Raw genomic sequence first — 20,534 nt, forward strand, 5'->3', positions numbered from 1 at the left:
CCCCCCCCCCCCCCCCCCCCCCCCCCCCCCCCCCCCCCCCCCCCCCCCACCCGCCCACCCCCCCCCCCCCCCCCCCCCCCCCCCCCCCCCCCCCCCCCCGTGACCCTGTCCTGCAGTCGTCGACGTCGTCCGCCGGGTCGGTTTACTCGTAGTGGTAGGGCCAGTACATGTACCGGCCGCTGACCCGCTTCCTGCCGGCCAGTCGGGCGGCCAGGTGGCGCAGTGTCCGCATGGCTACCTCCTCGCTCGATCGAGGTGAGTGATTCTTACGACCTTTGCACACCGGATCTATGTACGCAACGGAATGTGATCACGACTTTCCGTCGACAAAACGCGCCAGCAGGCCGGCCGGTGCGAGCCGGCCGGCGAACCGCAGCCGGATGGCGGCGGCGTTCGACGACTCCACCGAACCGCGCTGGGCCAGCCGGGAGACGGTGAGGGTGAGCTGGCGCATGGTCAACGCCGTACCGATGCAGACCCGGGGCCCGGCGCCGAAGGGCAGGAACGCCGCCCCCGGTGCCGGCCGACCGGCCGCCCACCGGCCGGGGTCGAACTCGTCGGGCCGCTGCCACCACCGTGGATCCCGGTGGATGAGGTAGGCGCCGATCAGCACCTCGTCGCCGGGCCGCAGCGTCCACGGACCCAACCCGGTGGTCGTACGGGCGGTCCGCGTCATCAGCCACGCCGGCGGATACAGCCGCAGCGCCTCGTTGACCACGGCCTCGGCCAGCGGTAGCCGGGCCGCCGGCGGCGGGTCGCCGGACCCGGCCGGCCCGCCCGCCTCCGCCCGCAGCGCGGCGACAAGCTCCGGTCGGCCGGCGAGTTCCCAGACCAGCGAGGTCAGCGCGGCGGCCGGCACGCCGTGTCCGCCGAGCAGGACCGGGCGCAGCGTCGACACGACCGCCCGGTCCGGCATGGCCGGCCGGGCGGCCAGCAGCACGTCCAGCAGGTCCGGTGTGGACGTGCCGGCCTTGCTGGACGTGCCGGCCCGACGGCGTCGCACCACCGATAGCAGGGCGTCGGTGAACGCGCGGTGCGCGCGGAAGAACCGACGGTTGCGGCGCACCGGCAGCCAGGCCGCGAACCCGTACTTCGCGGTCTCGAACGGCGCGGTGGCGGCGACGCCCTCGGCGAGCAGCTCCGGGAACCCTGTGGCGTCCACGCCAAAGCAGTAATCGGCGATCGTCGCGGCGGCGTACCGTCGCATCATCGCCAGCACGTCGGTCTCCCGGCCGGCGGCCGCGTCGAGGGCCGCGTCGAGGATCTCGACGGTACGCCCGTCGAAGGCGGCGCTGGCCTGTCGGTCGAGACCGGCCCACGCGGCCCGACGCGCCGGCATCCAGGCCTCGGCCCGCTCGGCGGCCCGGTCGAGATCGGGCCGGGCGTCGAACGGGGCCAGCTCGGGCAGGAACGCGTTGCCCGGCCGGGTGAGCACATCGTTGGCCAGTTCCGGGTCGATCACGAACACGGTGCGCTCGTCGAAGGTGAACACATCGCCGTACTCGCGATGATTGCGCTGGATGAAGCCGATCCGGTCGGCCTCGTAGGCCGGGGTGTTGCCGGTGAGCCAGTGCCCGCGCGGCCCCGGTGGTCGGTCGCCCTGCTGCAGTGGTGCCATCTGCGGCTCCTAACCGCGTGCAGGACCCCGCTGCCGAGGTCCTGCCTTTGCTCCCGGTGTCCGACGGGCTCTACGCCTGGTGGTAGTACCACCAGTCGTACCGGCCGCTGATCCGCCTCTTGCCCACCAGTCGGGCTGCCAGGTGCCGCAACGTCCGCATGTCCACCTCCTCGATCGGATTGAGTAGATGCTTCTTGATCGTGTCACCTGAGGACGCCGCACACAACGCCGTCACGGCGTAACTGTCTGTCCGACAGGAATGTGGCAGAGTCTGACGAGGAGGGTCCGACGGATCTGGCGGTGTCACGCGAAGTCGACCGGCGGATGGCGGCGGCCCGGGAATGGGACGACACCGTCGCCCAGGTCCGCAGACTGCCCGGCTTCGAGGACTTCCTGCTGCCGCCCCGGTTGTCCACCTTGCTGCCGACAACCGGCAGCGGACCGCGGTGATCAACGTCAGCCGGTGGCGGTGCGACGCGCTGATCGTCGAACCCGCCGGTGTACGGGTGGTCGAGCTGCCCCGGCTCACCGCACGGACCGTGGCCGAGCGGGCGGACGCCTACCTGACCAGCCTCGGCGTCGCCGAACGCGCCGCCCGGGAGTTCGACACCGTGCCGGCGCTGGCCGACGACGATACCCTCGGCGACGTGCTCGAATGGCTCTGGGACGACGTGGCCGGGCCGGTGCTCGACGCGCTCGGCCTGGCCGACACGCCACCGGCCGGCACGTCGTGGCCGCGGATATGGTGGTGCCCGACCGGGCCGCTGGCGCTGCTGCCGCTGCACGCCGCCGGCCACCACCGCGCCGCCGGTGGTCCGTTGACCGGCACGCCCCCGCGTACGGTCATCGACCGGGTGGTCTCCTCCTACACGCCGACGCTGCGGGTGCTGCGGGAAGCAGTCGAGGCCCGCCGGGACGGTCCGACCGACCCCCGGATGCTGGTCGTCGGGCTGCCACACACCCCCGGCCAGCCGCCGCTGCGCAACGTTGCCCGGGAACAGGTCGTGCTCGACCAGCTGCCCGGGCACAGCTGGGCGCACTTCGCCTGCCACGGCGACCAGAACCTGCAGCGGCCCTCCCGACGGCAATCTGCTGCTGCACGACGGCGCGCTCACCGTCACCGACCTCAGCCAGCAGCAGCACCAGGGCGAGTTCGCTCGCGGCCGACCGGTGGAATGCGTTCCGTGACGAGCATGCCCGGGACACCGCGCTGGAGGTGAGCATCCGGCTGCTGGCCGAATTGCCGCACTGGCACCGGGACCGGCCGGCGGCGCTAACCATGCACGCGCTGCGGTTGAAGTCGGTCGGCCGCATCGACGAAGCGGTCGGGCTCGGCGAGGCCGCCGTGCGGGCCGCCGATGTCGGCGCAGCTGCCGACCTGGTCATCTGGTTGAACAACCTTGTCAGCATCTACCGTCGTCGCTGGCGCCAGGACGGTGACGCCGCCGACCTCGACCGGGCGGTCGAGGCGGGGGAGCGCGGAACGCGGGTGCTGGCGCGGATGCCGTCGGAAGCCGCGTCCGCCGTGTCGGCAGCCTGGCTGCGGTACGGCCTGTCGCTGGCCCTGCGGGACCGTTACCGGCAGCGGCGCGGCCTCGACCCGGACTCGTGGGTGGGCCCGGAATCGGCCGCCTGGCGGCAGGTGCTACAGGACCCGTCGTCGCCGGTCGACCTGCTGGTCAGCTCCGCCGTGGAGTTGGCCGGCCTGCATGCCGGGCGGGGTGAGCTGGCCGCCGCCGACGGCTACCGGCTGGCTCTGGACCAGCTCCCCGGCTGAGCTGGCGTGGGCGCAGCCGCAGCGGCCAGGAGGACGCGCTGGCGCGTTGGCAACTGCTCGGCGCCGACGCGGCGGCGGTGGCGGTGGACGGCGGCGATCCGGGTGCCGGCGTCGTGTTGCTCGACCAGGCTCGAGGTGTGCTGTGGGGGCAGTTGCTCGACGACCGGTCCGCCGCGCGTCGGCTGCGGCAGGCCCATCCGGCGCTGGCCGACCGGTTGGCGGCGGCCGGCGCCGGCTTGGCTTCGGCCGGCGACCGGGATGGGCGGGGATCAGCCCACCCCGGCCGCCGGCCGGCGGTGTCCTCAGTGGTGGTGGTGCAGTGGCCGGGTGACCGCGGCGAAGGCGTCGACGATGCCGTGGCCGTAGAAGCCGTTGAAGCTGGTGCTGCCGTCGCAGTAGGCGTCCCATTCGGGGGACCGGCCCTCATTGGCGTAGGAGACCAGGCGCGGCTCGGGGCAGGCCGTGTCGGCCGCGGTCCGGTACAGGTGCCGTTCCACCTTGTCCGGGTCCAGGGTCAGCCCGCCCCGGTGGCCGTCGCGCTTGCCGTACCGGCTGACGATCAGCGCGGCCACCCCGGAGACGTGCGGCGACGCCATCGAGGTGCCCTGCAGGTACGTGTAGTAGCCGCACACCCCGGCCGACGTGCACTCCTTGAACACGTACGACTCGGCGTCCGGCACGATGTTGCCGTCGGCGTCGACCGCGCCCTCTTCCTGCAGCACGTGCAGCGGGTACGACGACAGGATGGTGTTGTCGTAGGTCCGGTGGGTCGGCGTGCCGTAGCCGTCGCGGAACCAGCCACCGGGCGCGGCGACCGAGATCTCCTCAGTGCCGTAGTTGGAGTAGTCCGCCTTGGCCTTTGACGGGCCGAGCGCCGACACACCGATCACGTGCGCGCCTTCGACCGGCAGGTCCCAGCAGGTGTCGTTGTCGATGGTGCGCAGCCGGGGGGTGCCGCCGTAGTTGGGGCTGGACGAGTCCGGGCGGGGGTCGCCCAGGTCCTCGTGGTTGTTGCCGAGCGAGCCGACCAGGGTGACGCCCCGCTTGTGCGCGTACCGCAGTGCCCGGTTGACCGCCTCGATGGTGGCTCGCTGCGACGCCTGCTCCTCGGCGGAGTCGGCCGGGTTGTCCAGGCAGTTGTACAGCCACGGGTCGATGTAGAACGACATGTTGACCACGTCGATGCCGGCGTCACCGGCGTAGACCAGGGCGTTGACCACCGAGTCGAGGAAGAAGTAGCCGGAGTCCTGGCCGCCCTTGAGTGCCACCAGCGTGACGTTGGGGGCGACGCCGGACAGGCCGAAGCGGTTGGCGGCGGCGCCGATGGTGCCGGCGACGTGGGTGCCGTGGCCGCTGTCGTCCCGATCGACCGGGTCCAGGCAGGACTCCACCTCACACGGGCCGTCGATGTCGGGGATGTCGGGGGCGAAGTTGCGCGACAGCGAGTAGCTGAAGTTGGGCTTGAGGTCCGGGTGCTGCCCGTCGACGCCGGTGTCCAGGATGCCGACGGTGACCCGCCGGTCGCCCGGCTCGACCCGGCGTGACTTGTCCGCCCGCATCATCGGCAGGCCCCACAGCTTGTCGTCCAGCGGGTCCATCCGGGTGCCGCGCCGCCCGGCCGCCCCGGCGGATGCCGCGCCGGCGATGCGGTGCTCCTGCTCCACCGCGTCGAAGCGCTGGCGTGGCGCGTACCCGATGGCCCGCTTCTCTGCGGCGCCGAGCAGCGCGGGAGCGGCGGCGACCTTGGCGGCGAACTCGGCGTCGTCGGTGACGACCTGGTACATGCCCACGTCGGCGGTGCTGCCGGTGACGGTGCCGCCGGCAGTCTCGATGGCCGCCATCGCCTCGGTGGCGCCGGTGCCGGCCTCAGCGACCACCGTGTACTCGGTGACGTCACCTGCGGCGTCGGGGGCGGCGGCGGCCGGTCTGGCCGGTACGGCGCCCAGCAGGGCCAGCGCGGTCGCGCTCGCGACGGCGCCGGCGGTGAAGCGTCTGCTCACCACATCATCCCTTTCTTGGAGTGTGCCGGTTTCACAATGCAGTTGGACGGCGACTCTTCGCGGTCCTGGGAGGTACTGTACCGCCGGTTGATCTCGAGGCGGACCGCCAGTTCGGTCCGGAGTGCTCTGCCGGATCCTCGCTGGACACCAAGGGGGGAGGTGCGCCGCCACGCCTTTCCAGTCTACAGTGGCTCGAACAAACTGCTTGTCCTGACCCTGGCGGCTCGGCTCGCGGCCGCGGATCCTGATCGAAGAGTCGACAAGGGGCGCGGCGTTCGGGGCCGCCGGAGCCACACTGTTCGTGGCGATTCTGATGGTGATGTTCGGCCGCGACCCGGCCTGGCACATGGCACCGGCCGGCTACCTGATCGCGGTGCCGGCCGGCGCGGTCATGCTGCTGATGCAGGGCCAGGTCATGACGGACACGACGCAGGGGGACCGGCCGTCCGGGGTGCTGCGCAACGACCGCAGGGCCGCACTGGTGAGCATGGCGTTCAGCCCGATCGTGACCGGCGTGCTCGCCGGGCTCGTGCTCAAGCTCGTGGTCAGACCCGCCGACAATCCGCCCGTAATGGCCACGGCCTTCACGCTCGGCGTCGGTGCGGCGATCGTGCGAGGTGCCCGAGCGGCCTGGCTGCACTTCACGATCGCCCGTATCTGGCTGGCTGCGCGCAGCCCGCTGCCGTGGCAACTGACACGTTTCCTCGATCAGGCGTACGAGTCACGACACAAGGGACTGCGTCGGGTGGGCGGTGTGTACGAGTTTCGGCACCGGTTGCTGCGGGAGCGTCTGGCCCACCGCTGGGAGAACGAGCATCCCGAGCCCGTACGCCGTGACGGGCGCCGTCGATGGTGGGTGACCATGACGGCCGGCTGCGCCCTGGTGGTGACCGCGGGCGCGGTCGGAGCCACCGCCGGTCCGACCCGGACCACGCCCACCGTCGCGTGTGACGCGGTGGCCGCCCACCGGCCGGTCGAAGCCCCCGTGCCGGTCGCGCTGCACCGCACCGGCTGTGTCCTGCGAGCGACGACGGACGTGATCACCAACTATCGCGACAAGATCGACGCCGACACCGGCGAGCCTGGCCATGGCAGCACCGGGCGGCTGGTCGGCCCGGTCCGCGATGGTGGCCTGGCCGACCTCATCGTCGAGTGCCACCGGATCCGCAGCGCGTCGGACACGCCCTCGTTCGCGCTCGTGCGGGCTGGCCGGCCGGGCGGCTACCAGGCGTGCCGGACGTTTCAGCAGCGACCGGGCCGGTTGGTGGCCACGATCTGGCACAGCGAGATCCGCCGCGGCGACCAGCTGTGCGTGCTGACCGACGAGCGGCGTACCGCGCTGATCCAGGTCGTCGAACCGCCGACTCCGCCCCGACCCCGGATGGTGGTCGACGTCACGGTCTGGGCGGACCGGTGAGGCCCGGGCGACCTACCTCTGCGGGCACCGCGGGTGGCCTCGTCGTCGCGCCGGAGCAGCGCCGGTTCAGTGCGTCTTGCCGAGTCGCCAGTAGCCGGTGAAGCTGATCCGGCGCTTCGGGACACCGATTTCCACCAGATGACGGCGGGCCCCGGCGGGCAGGGCCTGTTCGCCGGCGAAGTAGGCGGACACGGTGGTCGGACTGTCGGTCGTCCAGGCCTGCACCGCGGCGAGCGCGAGGCTGCCCGGCCGGGCCTCGGCCGGGCGGGGCAACCAACGGACCTCGAACCCGGCGGGCGCGTCGACCGGCTGGGTGTCAGCGGGGTCGGGGATCTCGACCACGGCCAGACCGGTGGCGTCGCGTGGTAGATCCCGCAGGATGCCGACGATCGCCGGCAGCGCGGTCTCGTCGCCGGCCAGCAGGTGGAACGTGGTGTCGGGGGCGAATTCGTAGCCGCGGCCCTGGTCGAGCAGAGCGACCGTGTCACCGGCCCTGGTGCGTTGCACCCACCGGCTGGCGACCCCTTCGTCGCCGTGTACGACGAAGTCGATGTCGAGTTCGCGGGCCTGCGGCCGGAACGCGCGGACCGTGTAGTTGCGCAGGTGTGGGCGGGTCGCCGACGGGATCCGCAGGTACTTCAGGTAGCCGATGGTGTCGGCCCGGTTGGGCAGGTCGAAGGTGGTCTCACCGTGTTCCTGCGGCAGGAAAAGCCGGAACCAGTGGTCGAAGCCGTGGTCGGGCAGGCGCTGCAACTGGTCGCCGCCGAGGGTGACCCGGATGAAGTTCGGGCTGATCCGTTCGGTGCCGACGACGTTCACCACACACAGCGTGGTGTGCTTCTTGGCGTCCTTGAAGCTCATCGCTCTCCATAAGTCGCGCGGGAGCGCGCCCGGCCGAGCGGCAGCGGCCGGTGCAGCTGGCGTGGCCACGGACTCCCGGAGTGGTCAGGTTTGGCTAACCTTAGTTGGTGGTGCTGGTGTCCGGAAGGCCGACCCGCAGCGAGCGTCGGGGCACCGTGTTCCGCCGGGTGGCGAACTGCGGGCCGCCCACCCACCGGGTGAACGGCCCGCACCACGCCGAAGCGCGTCGGTCACTGGGTGAGCTCGGCGACCTCCTCGGCGGTCATCCGACCCCGCGACGGCGTCGCCGCCGTGGACCGGGCGGCGCTGGCCGCCCCGGCCGGTGCCGGGGCGACCGCCGGTGGGTCGGCCGGTCGCCGCCAGTGCCAGTCGGTGACCGCCTGGTACGCGGCGGCCACCGACAGCAGACGGTCCTCGGCGTACGGCTGCCCGCCGAGGATGGTGCCGATCGGCACCCCGCCACCGGAGAAGCCGATCGGGAACGCGATCTCCGGCAGCCCGACGATGTCGAACGGCACCGGGCTGGTCTGCACCACCACGTCGCAGCTGCTGAAGATCTGGTCCAGGATTCGGTCCAGCAGCAGCAGCTTGGCGCGCTGGCCGGTGACCCAGCCGTTGGCGCCCAGCAGCGCACCCTGCAGCCAACTGGTCACCGACACCCCGAAGCCACGCAGGTCGGTGCGCAGGTACGGCATGAACGGCTCGCTGCGCTCCGGCAGCCGTACGTTGTTGAACGCGCCTCCGGTGAGCAGGCTCCACTCGTCCGGCAACGGCACCTCAACCAGCTCGCACTCCGGGATGGCGGCCATCTCGGCGAGGAACGCGCGGCGGGCGGCCGCCGTCTCCGAGCTGCCGTCGGCGTAGCCAGGCAGCACCCCGATCCGGGTCTTCCACCGCATCCGAAGGTTGTCGCCGTCGTAGCGGGGCGTCGCCGCGTTGATCAGGTTCGGCACCGGCGGCAGGCCCTGGCTGCGCGGGTCGGCCGGGTCCGGCCCGGCCATCGCCATCAGCATGATCGCCGCGTCCTTGGCATCCCGGGCGAGCGGGCCGGGGTGGTCACGGGTGTAGGTGAGCGGGACGATCCCGGCCAGCGACACCCGGCCCATCGTCGGTTTGATGCCGGTGAGGTTCTGGGCGTTGGACGGCGAGGTGATCGAGCCACCGGTCTGGGTGCCGATCCCCGAGCTCGCCAGCCGGCCGGCGACGGCGGTCGCGGTGCCGGTCGACGATCCGCCCGGGTTGGTCGACGGGTTCGTCGGCGTCCAGGCGTTGACGGTGGTGACCTGACCATTGGGCAGGGTCGCCCGGGTGGTGGCCAGCGGACCCATCTGGGTCTTGCCGAGCACGATGCCGCCCTGCACGACCAGCTTGGCGACCGAGGTGGCGTCGTACGGTGGGACGAAGTCCTGGAACAGGTACGAGTTCGCGGTGGTGGGCACGCCCTCGGTGAAGTAGTTGTCCTTGATGGCCAGCGGGATGCCGTGCAACGGCCCCCGGTGCGGTCGGTTGGCCCACTGCCGGGCGGCCTTGACCGCCGCCTCCGCGAGCACCACGTTGAACGCCTGGTACGTCGAGTCGTACGCGGTGATCCGGTCCAGATAGGCCTGCACCAGCTCGACCGGCACGATCTTGTTGTGCCGGATCATCCAGGCGGCTTCCGAGATGGTCCATTCGGTCGGGTCGGACATGGCCGACTCGCGTGGTTTGTTGTACGCGGCCCCCCGGTCCAGCTCCGGGTTGAATTTCACGGCCGGGGCGCTGGTGCCGCTCGGCGCGGCCGAGGCGAGCCCGGCCAGGCCGGGCAGCGCCACGGTGCCGACGGTGGCGGTGGCGGCAAGCGCGGCGGTGCGGGCCAGGAACGCGCGGCGGTCGAGGAGCCGGTCGAGCGGCAGTTGTACGTCTGTGGATGAGTCTGTCATGGCGTCCTCTGTTGTCATCGGGGCTTGCGCCATTCGGTGCTGATCGACGGGTAGAGGACCGGTGCGGGCTGCTGGGACAGCGCCATGGCGGTCGCCGGGTCGTCGGCGTCCGGGGTCGGCATCTGGTACGCGGCGAGGGTCGGCACCGTACTGCGCATGAAGGACCGCAGCGAGGCGAGGACCGAGTCGCGGCCGGGAGAGCCGGTGACCGGGTCGGCGGTGGTGCCGGCCGGCAGCTGGTCGAGGTCGATGCCGAGCGAGGCGAGTTGGGCGACGATGAACGTGTTCAACTCGTCGTCGGTCGGAGGGGTGGGGGCCATGGAACCTCCTGGCGGTGAAGCGGTGGCCACAATCTCCGGCCGGTTGATGTCGGCACCGTGACGCAGCTGTCACGTGATCATGAATCCGTGCAGCTCAGGCCAGGTGGCAGGTCATTGGGTCGGCAGTGGTACGGATCGCCAGCTGATTCCGTCGACGGTGACCGAGCCGGGCGCGCCGGGCTGCCCGGCGGAGACCCACAGCAGCCCCGGCAGGGCACCGAGCTCGCCGTACGGGCCGGCGGTGCCGGCCGTGAAGGTCGTGCCGTCGTCGTCGCTGGTCCACGTCGGCGCCGTGTGCCGGCCGATGCCGCCCACCAGCAGCCGGCCGTCGTCGCCGACGGTGAGCGCGCTCTGGCCCAGCCGGGGCAGCGGGGCGGCCAGGTCCTGCCAGCTGCGTGCACCGTCGGTGGTACGCCACAGCACCGGCCGGGCGGCCGACGAGCCGGTCCCGCCCGCGTCGATCGGGTCGAACAGGACGAACGCCTGCCGGGCGTCGCGGGCCGCGAGGCCGGCGACCAGGGCGCCGGCCGGTCCGGCGGTGGTCCGCCAGCTGGCGCCTCGGTCGGTGCTGACCGCGGTCACGGTGCCCGGCCCGGTTCCGGCCTGCCCGGCGGTCCAGATCGCCCCGTCTGGGGCCACGTACACCCGCCCGCCGACCGTGGGCGGGTCGGCCAGCCGGTACACCGTGCCGTCGACCGGGTCGACCGCGACCGGCGGGCGCAGGTCGGCGCAGGGGGTCAGACAGTCGACCGGCTGCGCTCCGGGTGGGAACGCGGTGACGGTGCGGGTCGTCGCGGTGGCGTCCCGCCAGGTCCGGCCGGCGTCGATGGACACGTGATCGGTGACGCCGACGCCGACCAGGAAGACGTCCGGGGTGAGGCTGAACGCCACCGCCCGGGACACCGGGTGGCTGGCCGCGTCGTGCAGGCAGTCCGCCGTGGTGTCCGGTCCGTTCAGCGGCAGCCACGTCGATCCGGCGTCGTCACTGCGAGTGAACCGGAACCGGCAGTCGTCGCCGGGGCCGTCGACACCCACCACGGTCCGGTCGTCCCACACGGTGATCCGCAGCGGGCCGGACGGCACAGGGCTGTCGGACCGGTGGCGGCCCACCGTCGCGGCCAGGCCCGGCGCGACCAGCGCCACCAGCAGCAGGCCGAGCGCGGCGGCGACGATCATGGTCCGCCGCCGGCGTCGGGCCCGCGCCCGGAGCCGGTCCAGCGCCGGCTGGATCACCGCTTCGCTGATTCGCTCCCGGTCGAAAATGGTCAGCCGCAGGTCAGGCATGGCTGCTCCGGGTGTGACTGGTCGACGTGTCGACGAGCAGGCCGGCGAGGGCCGTCCGGCCCCGGGATAGTCGGGACTTGACGGTGCCTTCAGTCACGCCGAGCGCGTCGGCGACCTCGGCGACCGGCAGGTCGGCCAGGTAGTGCAGGGCGATCGCGTGTCGTTGACCAGCCGGCAGTTGGCGTAGCGCCCGCATCAGCGCGACGTGCTCGGCCGAGCTGTCGGCGATCAACCGTTCAGTGTCGACCGGGGCGGCCAGCCGGGGCAGCAGCCGGGCGAGAACGGCCCGGCGGCGGTGCCGGCTGCGGGCGACGTTGACCGCCACCCGGCGTAGCCACGCCTCCGGGTTGTCCAGCTCCGCGAAGCGGTGCGGAGCGAGCAGGGCGCGGACGAACGCCTCCTGCACTGTCTCCTGTGCCTCGCCCAGGTCGCCGGTGACGGCGTACAGCTGCACGACGAGCCGCCGGTAGCTGCCGGCGTACACCTGGCCGATGACGTCGTCAGGGCGCGCCGGGCCGCCGCCGTCGGCGTCCGGCGGGGATTCTCCCATGCAGTGCCCGACTCCCCGGCGGTCCGGAAGGTTCCATTGGTCGCCCGGTGGGCGGTCAGCCGGTGTCACCGCTCGGGGCCGCCGGTGCCGGATGGCAGCCGGGCGGGTCCTCCGGCTGCGCCCGGCCGCAGTAGAAGACCTCATGCGGTTCCCGGTCGACCTGCGGCACGCTGGCCACGTACATCAGCGACAGTCGCTTCTCCACCGGCTCGCCGGTGTCGGCCGAGAACCGGGTCGGCCCGGTCACCCCCGGGTACGCCGCCGCGGCATTCTGCCGCAGTACCTCGGTGAAGACCGCGACCGGGCTGACCGCCCGCGCGTCCCACGGCCGGGAGCCGACGTTCAGCCGGGCCGCGAGCTGCTCCACCGCCGCGATCAGCATCATCGTCGCGTCGTAGGCCAGCGCCACCCGTTCGCCGACCGGCGGACCGGAGCCGTCCACGCACCGCCGCTCGCCGAGCAGGTCGTCGCGGCGGATCAGGTCGAGGAACCGGCGGCGTGACTCGTCGGCGACCGCGTCGGCCACCAGCCTGGTGCACATCGCCAACGCGGCCTTCGACACGTACGTCACCGGCAGGTTGCCCGGCGCGTTCGCCCGCAGCTGGTGATTGGCCAGGTACCGGTTGACCGAGTCGTCGGCCACCAGGTGCAGCGGGGGATTGTTCCGGCAGCCCCGTAGCGCCTCCAGGAACTCGTCGAACTCCGAGTACCGGCCGGCGAAGAAGAGCAAACCGGGGTAGCCGCATTCGTGACCGAGCGAGTCGCCGACCCGGAACGGCCGCGCGGTGGCCTGCTCGCCGAGCCGGTCGGTCAGGCCGGTGACCAGCGTGTTGACGTACAGGTCGTCGGCGAGTGGGCTGTTGTCGCCGGTGGTGTAGTAGATGTGCGCCTCGGACAGGTCGAGCACCCGGGTGGCGTACGCCGACACCAGCTCGGCCTGGTCGGCGTTGGGCGGGACCATCTGCAGGTACAGCCGCGAGTTGCGGTGCAGCCCGTCGGCGGACAGCGTCGGAGCGACCGCCGGCAGCCCCACCTCGTTGAGTCGCCGCAGCGCCCGTGCCGTGGTGGTGCGGCTCTCCACCAGGCCGACCACGCCGACCACCGTCGGATCCCGGCGGGCCAGCCCGGCAAGCAGCTCCACCGTCCGCTCCGCGTGTCGCATCTGCTTGCCACCGTTGGCCACCACGATGCGCAGCAGCGCCTGGCCGTCGGTGCTCGCCGACGCCTTCATCCGGGCATACTGGGCGACCGCCATCCCTTCCAGCTCTTCGCGTTCGGAGACGTAGGAAACCTCCCGGGGACCGGTCCGCTGGCCGGTCATGATGCCCAGATAGACCAGCGTCATCAGCGGGCGTCGGCGCTGGCTGCTCCGCCAGACCTGCATGACCTCCTCGTTCTGCCGGAAAATGCGTTCCTGTACCCCGCGCAGCGCCTCCTGGCCCGGGTCGTGGTTGAACACGTACGCCGGATTGTCGCTGTAGCCGATGCACTCCCTGTCGATCAGTCGCAGCGAGATCTCGCCCTGCCCCGGGTGCGGCAGACAACCGGGACCCCACCGCCCGCCGGCCCAGAACAGCCCACCGGCGAGCAGGGCCAGGACCACGGCGGCGGCGACGGTACGCCGGGCCCACCACGGTGGCGCGGGCGGTGCCAGATCGGTGGCGGTCGGGTGTCCGTACCGGTCGTCGGGGTCGGCGGTCGCCGCCAGCGGCAGCATCCACGCGTCGGCGCGGCGCAGCCGCCGCTGCTCCGGCAGGGCCTCGCGCCACTCGTCGAGTCCGATGTCCACCTCGGTCAGCCGGATCGGGGTCGCGGCACCGGGTACCGGTGTGTAGCCTTCGGCCGCGGTGGCCAGGATCAGCAGGGGGTCCCACCGGCCGGTCTCGTTGCGGACATCGTTGACCAGCCGCAGCAGGGCGTGCCCGGCGTTGTCCGGGGCGACGTCGCGCAGCAGCAGCACCGGGTAGGCGGTGCGCTGCCAGCCGTTCGGTGACCAGACGCGGCGCAGGTGTCCGGCGCGCAGGTCCTCCAGGAAGGCGTGCACCAGCAGCTTGCGCACCTGCCCGGGCTGTTCCCCGGTACGCAGGTCGGTGGTGAGTCGTTCGGCGAAGCCGACGAAGGTGCCGCTCTGTCGTGGCGCGAGGTACTGCTGGCGCATGAACCAGCGGTACCGGCCGCCGATCACCGGTAGCCGCCCGGACAACGCGGCCCGGAAGACCACGTCCGGGACCGCCCGCAGGACCAGCCAGAGCAGCAGCCGGTACGCGGTGGCGAACATGGTCTCGGCGTCCGAGGCGCCGCTCAGGTTCTCGGTGGCGGGCCGGCGGCGCCAGTCGCGCAGCATCTGGGTGAGCCGGGCCCGGCGTTCGGAGACCTCGACGTCGGCCAGCCGCTGGTCCATCAGCCAACGGGCCAGCGGATAGTGGCGGAAGGTGAACGGCTCACCGCCGAACGCGTCGAGAGCGAGCTGGTGGTGCATCGCGTCGAGTATCGGGCGGATCCCGGCTGCGTCGGGGAATTCGGCGGCGTCGACGTCGACGTGCGGCACTCGACGGCGGGCCGGCCGGCGCAGCCGGCGCAGCACCCCGGCGTGCACCTCGGACCCGGCGGCGCCAACGGCCACGACGACCGGCAGGTCGTGCTCGCCGCGCCGGGGCCGGCGCAGCAGCCGGCCGACGAGGGTCAGCAACTCGGCCACGCCCCGGGAGACGAGCCGGTCACGTGCCCGGTCAGCACCGGCCTCCATGGTCATCTCGGCACTCCGATCCTGCAGTTGAGCGGACGGTCCATCCAGTGTCGGTCAGGCTGCCACCCGCCGATTCTGCGGACCGGACGATTAGGGCAGAATGCCCGGCGGTCTGACGGGAATCTGTCAGGTCCGCCGGCCAGTTAGGAACGATGATCCGCTGTCCCGGGCCGCGCCCGGTAGGAAGGTGAATGCGGATAAGACCGGCGTGGATGATTAAGGTGGATCTTCGACTGTCCCGGGCGGACATCATCCGGAAATCTCCGCCAGTACTATCACTGACATGTCACGTCGAGAACAGCTCGCGGACCCGACGGCCGCCCAGGAACTGGGCGGGGTGGCCGACGGGGTGCGGCCGGGGACGCAGGATCCCGGATCGGTAGTGGACTCCGCCGCCGCGCCACCGCGTCGCCGTCGCCGCGGGTTGCGGGTCGTTCTGACGGTGCTCGTGGTCCTGGCGCTACTCGGTGGCGGTGGGCTGCTCGCCGGTGGGCTCTACCTGCGGTCGATCGAGTCCGGGATCGAGCGGGTGGAGGCGTTCGTGGACGTGCCGGAGGAGTTCCGGCCGGAAAAGGTGACCACCGCCACGAACATTCTCATCCTCGGCAGCGATACCCGGGACCCGCAGAGCACGTCGGGCTCCCGCAGCGACACGATCATCCTGGCGCACATCGCGGCGGACCGGCAGAGTGCCCAGTTGATCTCCATTCCCCGGGACACCTGGGTCTTCGTGCCGGAAAACCAGGAAGGAACACGCGGTGGACGGGAAGCGAAGATCAACGCCGCGTACGCCTGGGGTGGTATTCCACTAATGGTGCAGACCGTCGAGGAGTTCACCGGAGTGCGGGTGGACAACGTCGCCCTGGTGGACTTCGCCGGATTCCGGGAGATCGTCGACGCGCTCGGCGGGGTCGAGATCGACGTCGAGGAGGCGTTCACCTCCAACCATTCCCTCAACCCTGACAACCGACGGTCGTTCGCCGCCGGCCCTCAGACGATGGACGGCGCGGCGGCCCTCGACTACGCCCGCGAGCGGTACGCCTTCGCCGATGGTGACTTCGCCCGGATCCGCCACCAGCAGCAGGTCATCAAGGCCATCCTGGAGAAGGCGGCATCCGGTGGGGTGCTGTCCAGCCCGGCCACGCTGAACTCGTTCGTCCGGGCCACCGCCGACGCGGTGGCGGTCGACGAGACGTTGTCCCTGATCGACTTCGGCATGGATCTGCGACACCTGCGCGGCGACGACCTCACCTTTGTCACCAGCCCGACCGAGGGCACCGGGCGGGTCGGTGACGAGAGCGTGGTGTTCGCCGACACCGAGGCGGCCGACTCCTTCTACGACGCGGTCCGTCGCGACGCGGTCGACGAGATTCTCGCCGCGGCGCAGTGACCTCCGGTACCGACCACCAGCCCCGAGCCATCGAACCGGGAAGGCATGGCCAAGTCGTGGAAGCCCCGTTGCTGCCGCTGGTGCCCCGGCCACGGCCGGACGAGGGGCCGGACCCGTCGGCTGGCGCCACCGCGGTCCTGCCGTACGCTGGTTCGCGGGCATCGAGCCGCACTCGGCCGCTACGGGCCTGGATGATCGCCGCGCCGGTGGACCTCGCCGCGTTGCTCGCTCCGCTGCTGATCTCCGACCGTTACTGGCGTGGCACCCTGTTCATGGCGGCGTTGACCATCGCAGTCTTCGCGTTCAGCGGGCTCTACCGGGCCAGACGCCATGTCAGCTTCCTCGACGAACTGCCGACACTGTGCGGACGCCTGCTCACCGCGTCCGGCACCGTCGCGATAATCGCCGGGTTGCGGCACGACTCGGTGGAGTACGTGGCCGACCTGATGCGGGGGATCGCCGTGTCGGCCGTGCTGCTGATCATCGGACGCTCGGTCACCCGGGCGGTGGTGGTGTTCGCCCGCCGTCGCCGCTGGGTCGAACACAACGCCCTGATCCTGGGCAGCGGTCCGGTCGCGGCCGAGCTGGCCCGGCTGATGCGCCGCTACCCCAGCTACGGCCTGCGGTTCGCCGGCTGCGTGGACTCGGTCACCCGGCAGACCGACGGCGCGTCGTTGCCGCTGGTCGGGACCTTCGACGACCTCGGCCGGCTGATCGACATGGTCGAGTCCGAGGTGCTCATCATCGCCGATCCGGACTGCCCCGAAGCCGGGCTGATGGATCTGCTGCGCCGACCCGAGTGCGCCAGCCAGGACCTCTGGGCGGTGGCCAGACTGTGGGGGTCGGGATCGTACGGTCGGCAACCCGACCACATCGGCGCGATCCCGCTGGTCCACGTACGGCACATCGCGCTGTCCGGTCCGCGCTGGATGGTCAAACGGGCCTCCGACGTGGCACTCGCCTCGGTGGCGCTGGTCCTGCTCAGCCCGGTGCTCGCCCTGTGCGCAGTGGCGACCTTCATCGACGGCGGCCGGGGGATCTTCTTCCGGCAGGAGCGCATCGGCCAGCACGGCCGGACCTTCAACGTGATCAAGTACCGGTCGCTGCGCCCCGGAACCGACCAGGAGGCCCGGACCACCTGGTCGATCGCCGACGACCGCCGGGTCAGCCTGATCGGACGGTTCATGCGACGTACGTCGCTCGACGAGCTGCCACAGCTGTGGAACATTCTGCGCGGCGACATGACCGTGGTCGGTCCCCGGCCGGAACGTCCGTACTTCGTGGCGAAGTTCTCCGCCGAGCTGCCCGGCTACGCGATGCGTCACCGGGTCCCGGTGGGCCTCACCGGGCTGGCCCAGGTCAGTGGCCTGCGGGGAGACACACCGATCTCCGACCGGGCCCGGTTCGACAACTTCTACATCGAGCACTGGTCACTGTGGCTGGACATCAAGGTGGTGCTGCGTACCGTCGCCGAGGTGCTCCGTGGTCGCGGGCGCTGATCCAGCCGACCGGCGCACCGACGCCCACGAGGGGAGCTCGCCGAGTTGACGACACCACTTGCCGGCCGTTCGGTCGCCCTCGTCCATGAGTGGTTCGGCGAAACCGGCGGGTCGGAGCAGGTGTTCCGGCGGATCGCCGACCTCGTCCCGCACGCCCAACGGTTCGTGTTGTGGTCCGACCCCGGGGTGACCGACCAGGGCCTGCGGGAATCCTGGCTGGCCCGGACACCGCTGCGCCGCAGCAAGACCCTCGCCCTGCCGCTGATGCCGCTGGTGTGGCGGACCCTCAGCCGGGAGCACTTCGACGTGGTTCTGTCGTCCAGCCACGCCTTCGCGCACACCGTACGGCTCGGTGTGCCGGGGCGGACCCGGCATCTGAGCTACGTCCATTCGCCGGCCCGCTACGTGTGGAGTCCCGACCACGACGGCCGCGGCTCCGGCCGGTTGCTCGCCCTGCCCCGGCGCGTCCTGCAGACCGTGGACGTGCGGCTGAGCCGGCACGTGGCCAGCTACGCCGCGAACTCCCGTGAGGTGCGGGACAGGATCCGGCGGTTCTGGCACCGCGACGCGGTGGTCATCCATCCGCCGGTCGACGTCGACTACTTCGCCACGGCACAGCCGGACGACCCCGTCGCGCAACGCGACTACCTGCTCGGGGTGGGGCGCTGGATCCCGTACAAGAACTTCGATCTGATCATCTCGATCGCCGCGGCCGCCCGGATGCCGGTGGTCATTGCCGGCTCCGGGCCTCAGGAGGCCTATCTGCGCCGGCACGCCGATCTGGTCGGCGCCGAAGTGACCTTCGAGGTACGTCCGGACCGGGCCCGGCTGCGGCAGCTCTACCGGGGCGCCCGGGCGCTGCTCTTCCCGGTACACGAGGACTTCGGCATCATCCCGGTCGAGGCCCAGGCCTGCGGTACGCCGGTCCTCGGGCTGCGTCGTGGCGGGCTGCTGGAGACCGTCGTCGACGGTGCTACCGGACACCTCGTCGACTCGACCCGGGCCGACGACTACGTCCCACTGCTGCGTCGGCTCGACCAGCTCGACACCGCCGGTATCGAGGCACATGCCAAGTCGTTCGCGGCGGCTGAGTTCGCCGCGAAACTCGCCGACTGGATCGAAGCCGAGTGTGGTTGACGGCACCGCCGTCAGCCGACTACAGCAGCAGTGAAGTGCGGAGATAGTTCGCGATCATGCGCAGCGGGCTGGCCCCGTCGGCCGGGCCGGTCATCCGTAGCACCAACTGCCGGTCGATCGACCCGTCCTGCCCACCGCGCCAGTAGGCGACCATCACCAGCCCGTGCCGCCGCTCACCGTCGATCTGCAGGGTGCTGATCTCGGCGTACGCGGTCGCGATGCCTGCCTGCAGCCATCGCTGACTCCATGCCTCCTCGGCCTGACGCATTGTCGCCTGCCGATGCGGGGTGCACCGCTGTGGACAGGGTCGGACCACGACCTCGCCACCGACCTCGTCCTGCTGCTGATCGCCGAACGTGCCGCCGCACCGCAGCCGGCGGGTCTGTGGGTCCCGGTCGTCCGGGACGGGAGAGCAGTCCCAGCTCCACGGCACCTTGAGGACCAGACCAACGTCGGCCAGGTCGGTGTAGGTGCGGACCGTGTCCTCCGGGGTGAACCGGGGCCAGTCGGTCCGCCAGGAGCTCGGCGCCGGTGGCTCCAGCCCGGGCTGGTCCGGGGTGGCCGGCGGCGGGGTGGCGCCCGCCCGGCTCGGCGTTGCGCTCGGCCCGGCCACCGGTGGGGAGTCGTCGGAACGGTCCGGCCACCGGATGACGGCGGCGGCGCCGGCGAGCAGGACCGCCACGACCGCCGCCCCGGCCAGCAGCGGGCGCGGAACGCGTCGGCGCGGTGGTCCGGACACGGCGAACCGGGGCACCGGAGGGTAAGCCGGTCGATAGTCCTGGCCGAGGGTGAGGAAGACCCGCTCTGCCCCTTCACCGGGCCCGGCACCGCAGGTGACCCAGGGGATCCGGGCGGTGAAGTTCGCGTAGCGGAAGGTCGGCGCTCCCGCCGTCGGGTCGGCCAGCGCCTCGGCGGCCGAGGAGAAGGCTTCCCGCCACCGTTCGTCGGCGGCCGCGTCGGCGTCGAGTATCGCCACGGTGATCTGCTCGCCGTGGGGTTCCACAGCCGACCAGACGCTGCCCGCCGGACATGATCCCAGCATCTCGACGAGCTGGTACGGATCTACCGGTTGCATTCGGCCTCCCGCCCTGCGCTTTGCCGGGATCATAGCGACTCGGGGTGACTACATGACTGCCATGAGTGAGCAACGCGGTCCGGAGGCTCTGCGGACCGGTCCGCGTGGTCAACCGGTCAGGCAGCGGTGTCGCGTACCCATGCCTCGGCGTGCGGCCCGGCGCCGACGATCCGGAGCAACTGGACCGACTGGGCCGGATCGTCCACCGTGACGAAGTAGGAGTTGCCCCGCCGCACATGCTGGTGCACGGCCAGGCCGAGCGCGTCACCCGCCTGGGCCAGCGCGGTCAACGCAGCCGGATCCGGCACCCGCACCCGGACCTGGCTGCGGCGGCGGGAGCCGTTGGCGACCAGCAGCGCCGCCCGCCACATCGTCCGGGCGGCCGGCGTACGCAGATCCGGCCGGGCGTGCGGGCCGACCTGCTCAGCCGCCGTCTGCCACAGCCGCGCGAGCCAGCTGAGCACCTCGTCGGCCCGGCCGCTGGGGACGAGTACGTCGAACCGGTCCCGGTCGTCGCGTCCGCTCATCCGGGCGGTGGTGGCGATCCGCACCCAGGGGAACTCGCCGTCGACCACGGTGGCGATCCGGTGGGCGAGCGCCGGGTAGGCGGTGCTGACCAGACTGACCAGGCCGGAGCGCCGCTGCCAGGGCACCGGCCGCAGCAGATGGGTCACGGTGGCGGTCTCCACTCTGGGCAGCCGGTCGGCCGGGACCGCTGCGGCGACCGCGTCGAGCAGCCTGCGGTGCGGGATGGCACCCCACCGGCCGGCGGTCGCACCGCCGCATCTGCGGGGTTGGGCGTCAACCGACACGGTCGGCCACCTCGACCTCGACGAGGGACCGGTACGCGGGCTTGATGACGTCGTCGATGACCGCCAGCCGCTCGTCGAACGGGATGAACGCACTCTTCATCGCGTTCACCGTCAACCACCGCAACTCCG

General features: G+C 72.0%; 18 protein-coding genes. 7 read left to right on the forward strand and 11 right to left on the reverse strand.

Translation table 11 applies throughout. The features are described 5' to 3' along the window. Positions 1-310: 310 nt before the first annotated feature. Positions 311-1,618 carry a cytochrome P450 gene (locus ACXAHD_RS24190; RefSeq protein WP_289212937.1) on the reverse strand — a complete coding sequence of 436 codons (1,308 nt, stop codon included), beginning with the start codon at positions 1,616-1,618 and terminating at the stop codon, positions 311-313. A 70-nt stretch (positions 1,619-1,688) separates the two neighbouring features. After that, positions 1,689-1,853 (reverse strand): hypothetical protein, encoded by a 165-nt coding sequence (locus ACXAHD_RS24195; protein ID WP_281555107.1) that lies wholly within the window; start codon positions 1,851-1,853, stop codon positions 1,689-1,691. Between the two features lie 65 nt (positions 1,854-1,918). Between ACXAHD_RS24195 and ACXAHD_RS24200 the strand changes: the two genes are divergently transcribed. The 3 genes from ACXAHD_RS24200 to ACXAHD_RS24210 are packed head-to-tail and all read left to right on the forward strand — an operon-like array spanning position 1,919 to position 3,395. After that, on the forward strand, positions 1,919-2,068 hold the full coding sequence (locus ACXAHD_RS24200) for a hypothetical protein (RefSeq protein ID WP_281555106.1): 150 nt from the start codon (positions 1,919-1,921) through the stop codon (positions 2,066-2,068). Next, complete coding sequence (locus tag ACXAHD_RS24205) at positions 2,065-2,838, forward strand: CHAT domain-containing protein (protein WP_289212935.1); 774 nt, start codon at positions 2,065-2,067, stop codon at positions 2,836-2,838. Before ACXAHD_RS24200 ends, ACXAHD_RS24205 begins: the two co-directional genes overlap by 4 nt. Then, on the forward strand, positions 2,835-3,395 hold the full coding sequence (locus ACXAHD_RS24210) for a hypothetical protein (protein WP_289212934.1): 561 nt from the start codon (positions 2,835-2,837) through the stop codon (positions 3,393-3,395). Before ACXAHD_RS24205 ends, ACXAHD_RS24210 begins: the two co-directional genes overlap by 4 nt. A 302-nt stretch (positions 3,396-3,697) precedes the next feature. Here ACXAHD_RS24210 and ACXAHD_RS24215 read toward each other — a convergent pair whose 3' ends face one another. Then, positions 3,698-5,395, reverse strand: coding sequence for a S8 family serine peptidase (locus ACXAHD_RS24215; RefSeq protein ID WP_475053370.1), 1,698 nt, complete (start codon positions 5,393-5,395; stop codon positions 3,698-3,700). Positions 5,396-5,696: 301 nt separating this feature from the next. Between ACXAHD_RS24215 and ACXAHD_RS24220 the strand changes: the two genes are divergently transcribed. Then, on the forward strand, positions 5,697-6,812 hold the full coding sequence (locus ACXAHD_RS24220; RefSeq protein WP_475053373.1) for a hypothetical protein: 1,116 nt from the start codon (positions 5,697-5,699) through the stop codon (positions 6,810-6,812). Between the two features lie 66 nt (positions 6,813-6,878). On the opposite strand, the gene ACXAHD_RS24225 is transcribed toward ACXAHD_RS24220, so the two are convergent. From ACXAHD_RS24225 to ACXAHD_RS24250, 6 genes are all read right to left on the reverse strand, one after another. Further along, positions 6,879-7,673, reverse strand: coding sequence for a siderophore-interacting protein (locus ACXAHD_RS24225; RefSeq protein WP_281555100.1), 795 nt, complete (start codon positions 7,671-7,673; stop codon positions 6,879-6,881). A gap of 230 nt (positions 7,674-7,903) precedes the next feature. After that, positions 7,904-9,592 (reverse strand): amidase, encoded by a 1,689-nt coding sequence (locus ACXAHD_RS24230; protein ID WP_281555099.1) that lies wholly within the window; start codon positions 9,590-9,592, stop codon positions 7,904-7,906. A gap of 14 nt (positions 9,593-9,606) precedes the next feature. Next, entirely contained in the window at positions 9,607-9,912 is a 306-nt protein-coding gene (locus ACXAHD_RS24235) for a hypothetical protein (RefSeq protein WP_281555098.1), read from the reverse strand. Between the two features lie 111 nt (positions 9,913-10,023). Then, the gene (locus ACXAHD_RS24240) at positions 10,024-11,196 is read right to left on the reverse strand and encodes a WD40/YVTN/BNR-like repeat-containing protein (RefSeq protein ID WP_475053375.1); all 1,173 of its coding nucleotides are present in this window, start codon (positions 11,194-11,196) and stop codon (positions 10,024-10,026) included. Continuing rightward, the gene (locus ACXAHD_RS24245; RefSeq protein WP_281555096.1) at positions 11,189-11,746 is read right to left on the reverse strand and encodes an RNA polymerase sigma factor; all 558 of its coding nucleotides are present in this window, start codon (positions 11,744-11,746) and stop codon (positions 11,189-11,191) included. Before ACXAHD_RS24245 ends, ACXAHD_RS24240 begins: the two co-directional genes overlap by 8 nt. A gap of 55 nt (positions 11,747-11,801) precedes the next feature. Continuing rightward, positions 11,802-14,498 carry a type 1 periplasmic-binding domain-containing protein gene (locus ACXAHD_RS24250; protein WP_475053378.1) on the reverse strand — a complete coding sequence of 899 codons (2,697 nt, stop codon included), beginning with the start codon at positions 14,496-14,498 and terminating at the stop codon, positions 11,802-11,804. A gap of 277 nt (positions 14,499-14,775) precedes the next feature. Between ACXAHD_RS24250 and ACXAHD_RS24255 the strand changes: the two genes are divergently transcribed. The 3 genes from ACXAHD_RS24255 (at position 14,776) to ACXAHD_RS24265 (ending at position 18,518) form a co-directional block, all read left to right on the forward strand. Beyond that, the gene (locus ACXAHD_RS24255; RefSeq protein WP_281555095.1) at positions 14,776-15,882 is read left to right on the forward strand and encodes an LCP family protein; all 1,107 of its coding nucleotides are present in this window, start codon (positions 14,776-14,778) and stop codon (positions 15,880-15,882) included. Between the two features lie 191 nt (positions 15,883-16,073). Beyond that, positions 16,074-17,381, forward strand: a complete 1,308-nt coding sequence (locus ACXAHD_RS24260; protein WP_475053382.1) for a sugar transferase — start codon at positions 16,074-16,076, stop codon at positions 17,379-17,381. A 45-nt stretch (positions 17,382-17,426) separates the two neighbouring features. Continuing rightward, a complete protein-coding gene (locus ACXAHD_RS24265) occupies positions 17,427-18,518 on the forward strand; it encodes a glycosyltransferase (protein WP_281555093.1) in 1,092 nt (363 codons plus the stop codon). Positions 18,519-18,537: 19 nt separating this feature from the next. Here ACXAHD_RS24265 and ACXAHD_RS24270 read toward each other — a convergent pair whose 3' ends face one another. Then, positions 18,538-19,593, reverse strand: a complete 1,056-nt coding sequence (locus ACXAHD_RS24270; protein ID WP_289212929.1) for a hypothetical protein — start codon at positions 19,591-19,593, stop codon at positions 18,538-18,540. 116 nt (positions 19,594-19,709) lie between these two features. Next, the gene (locus ACXAHD_RS24275; RefSeq protein WP_281555091.1) at positions 19,710-20,405 is read right to left on the reverse strand and encodes a hypothetical protein; all 696 of its coding nucleotides are present in this window, start codon (positions 20,403-20,405) and stop codon (positions 19,710-19,712) included. Positions 20,406-20,534: the final 129 nt, after the last annotated feature.

The sequence above is a fragment of the Micromonospora sp. ABR4_055 genome (genome assembly GCF_056160425.1).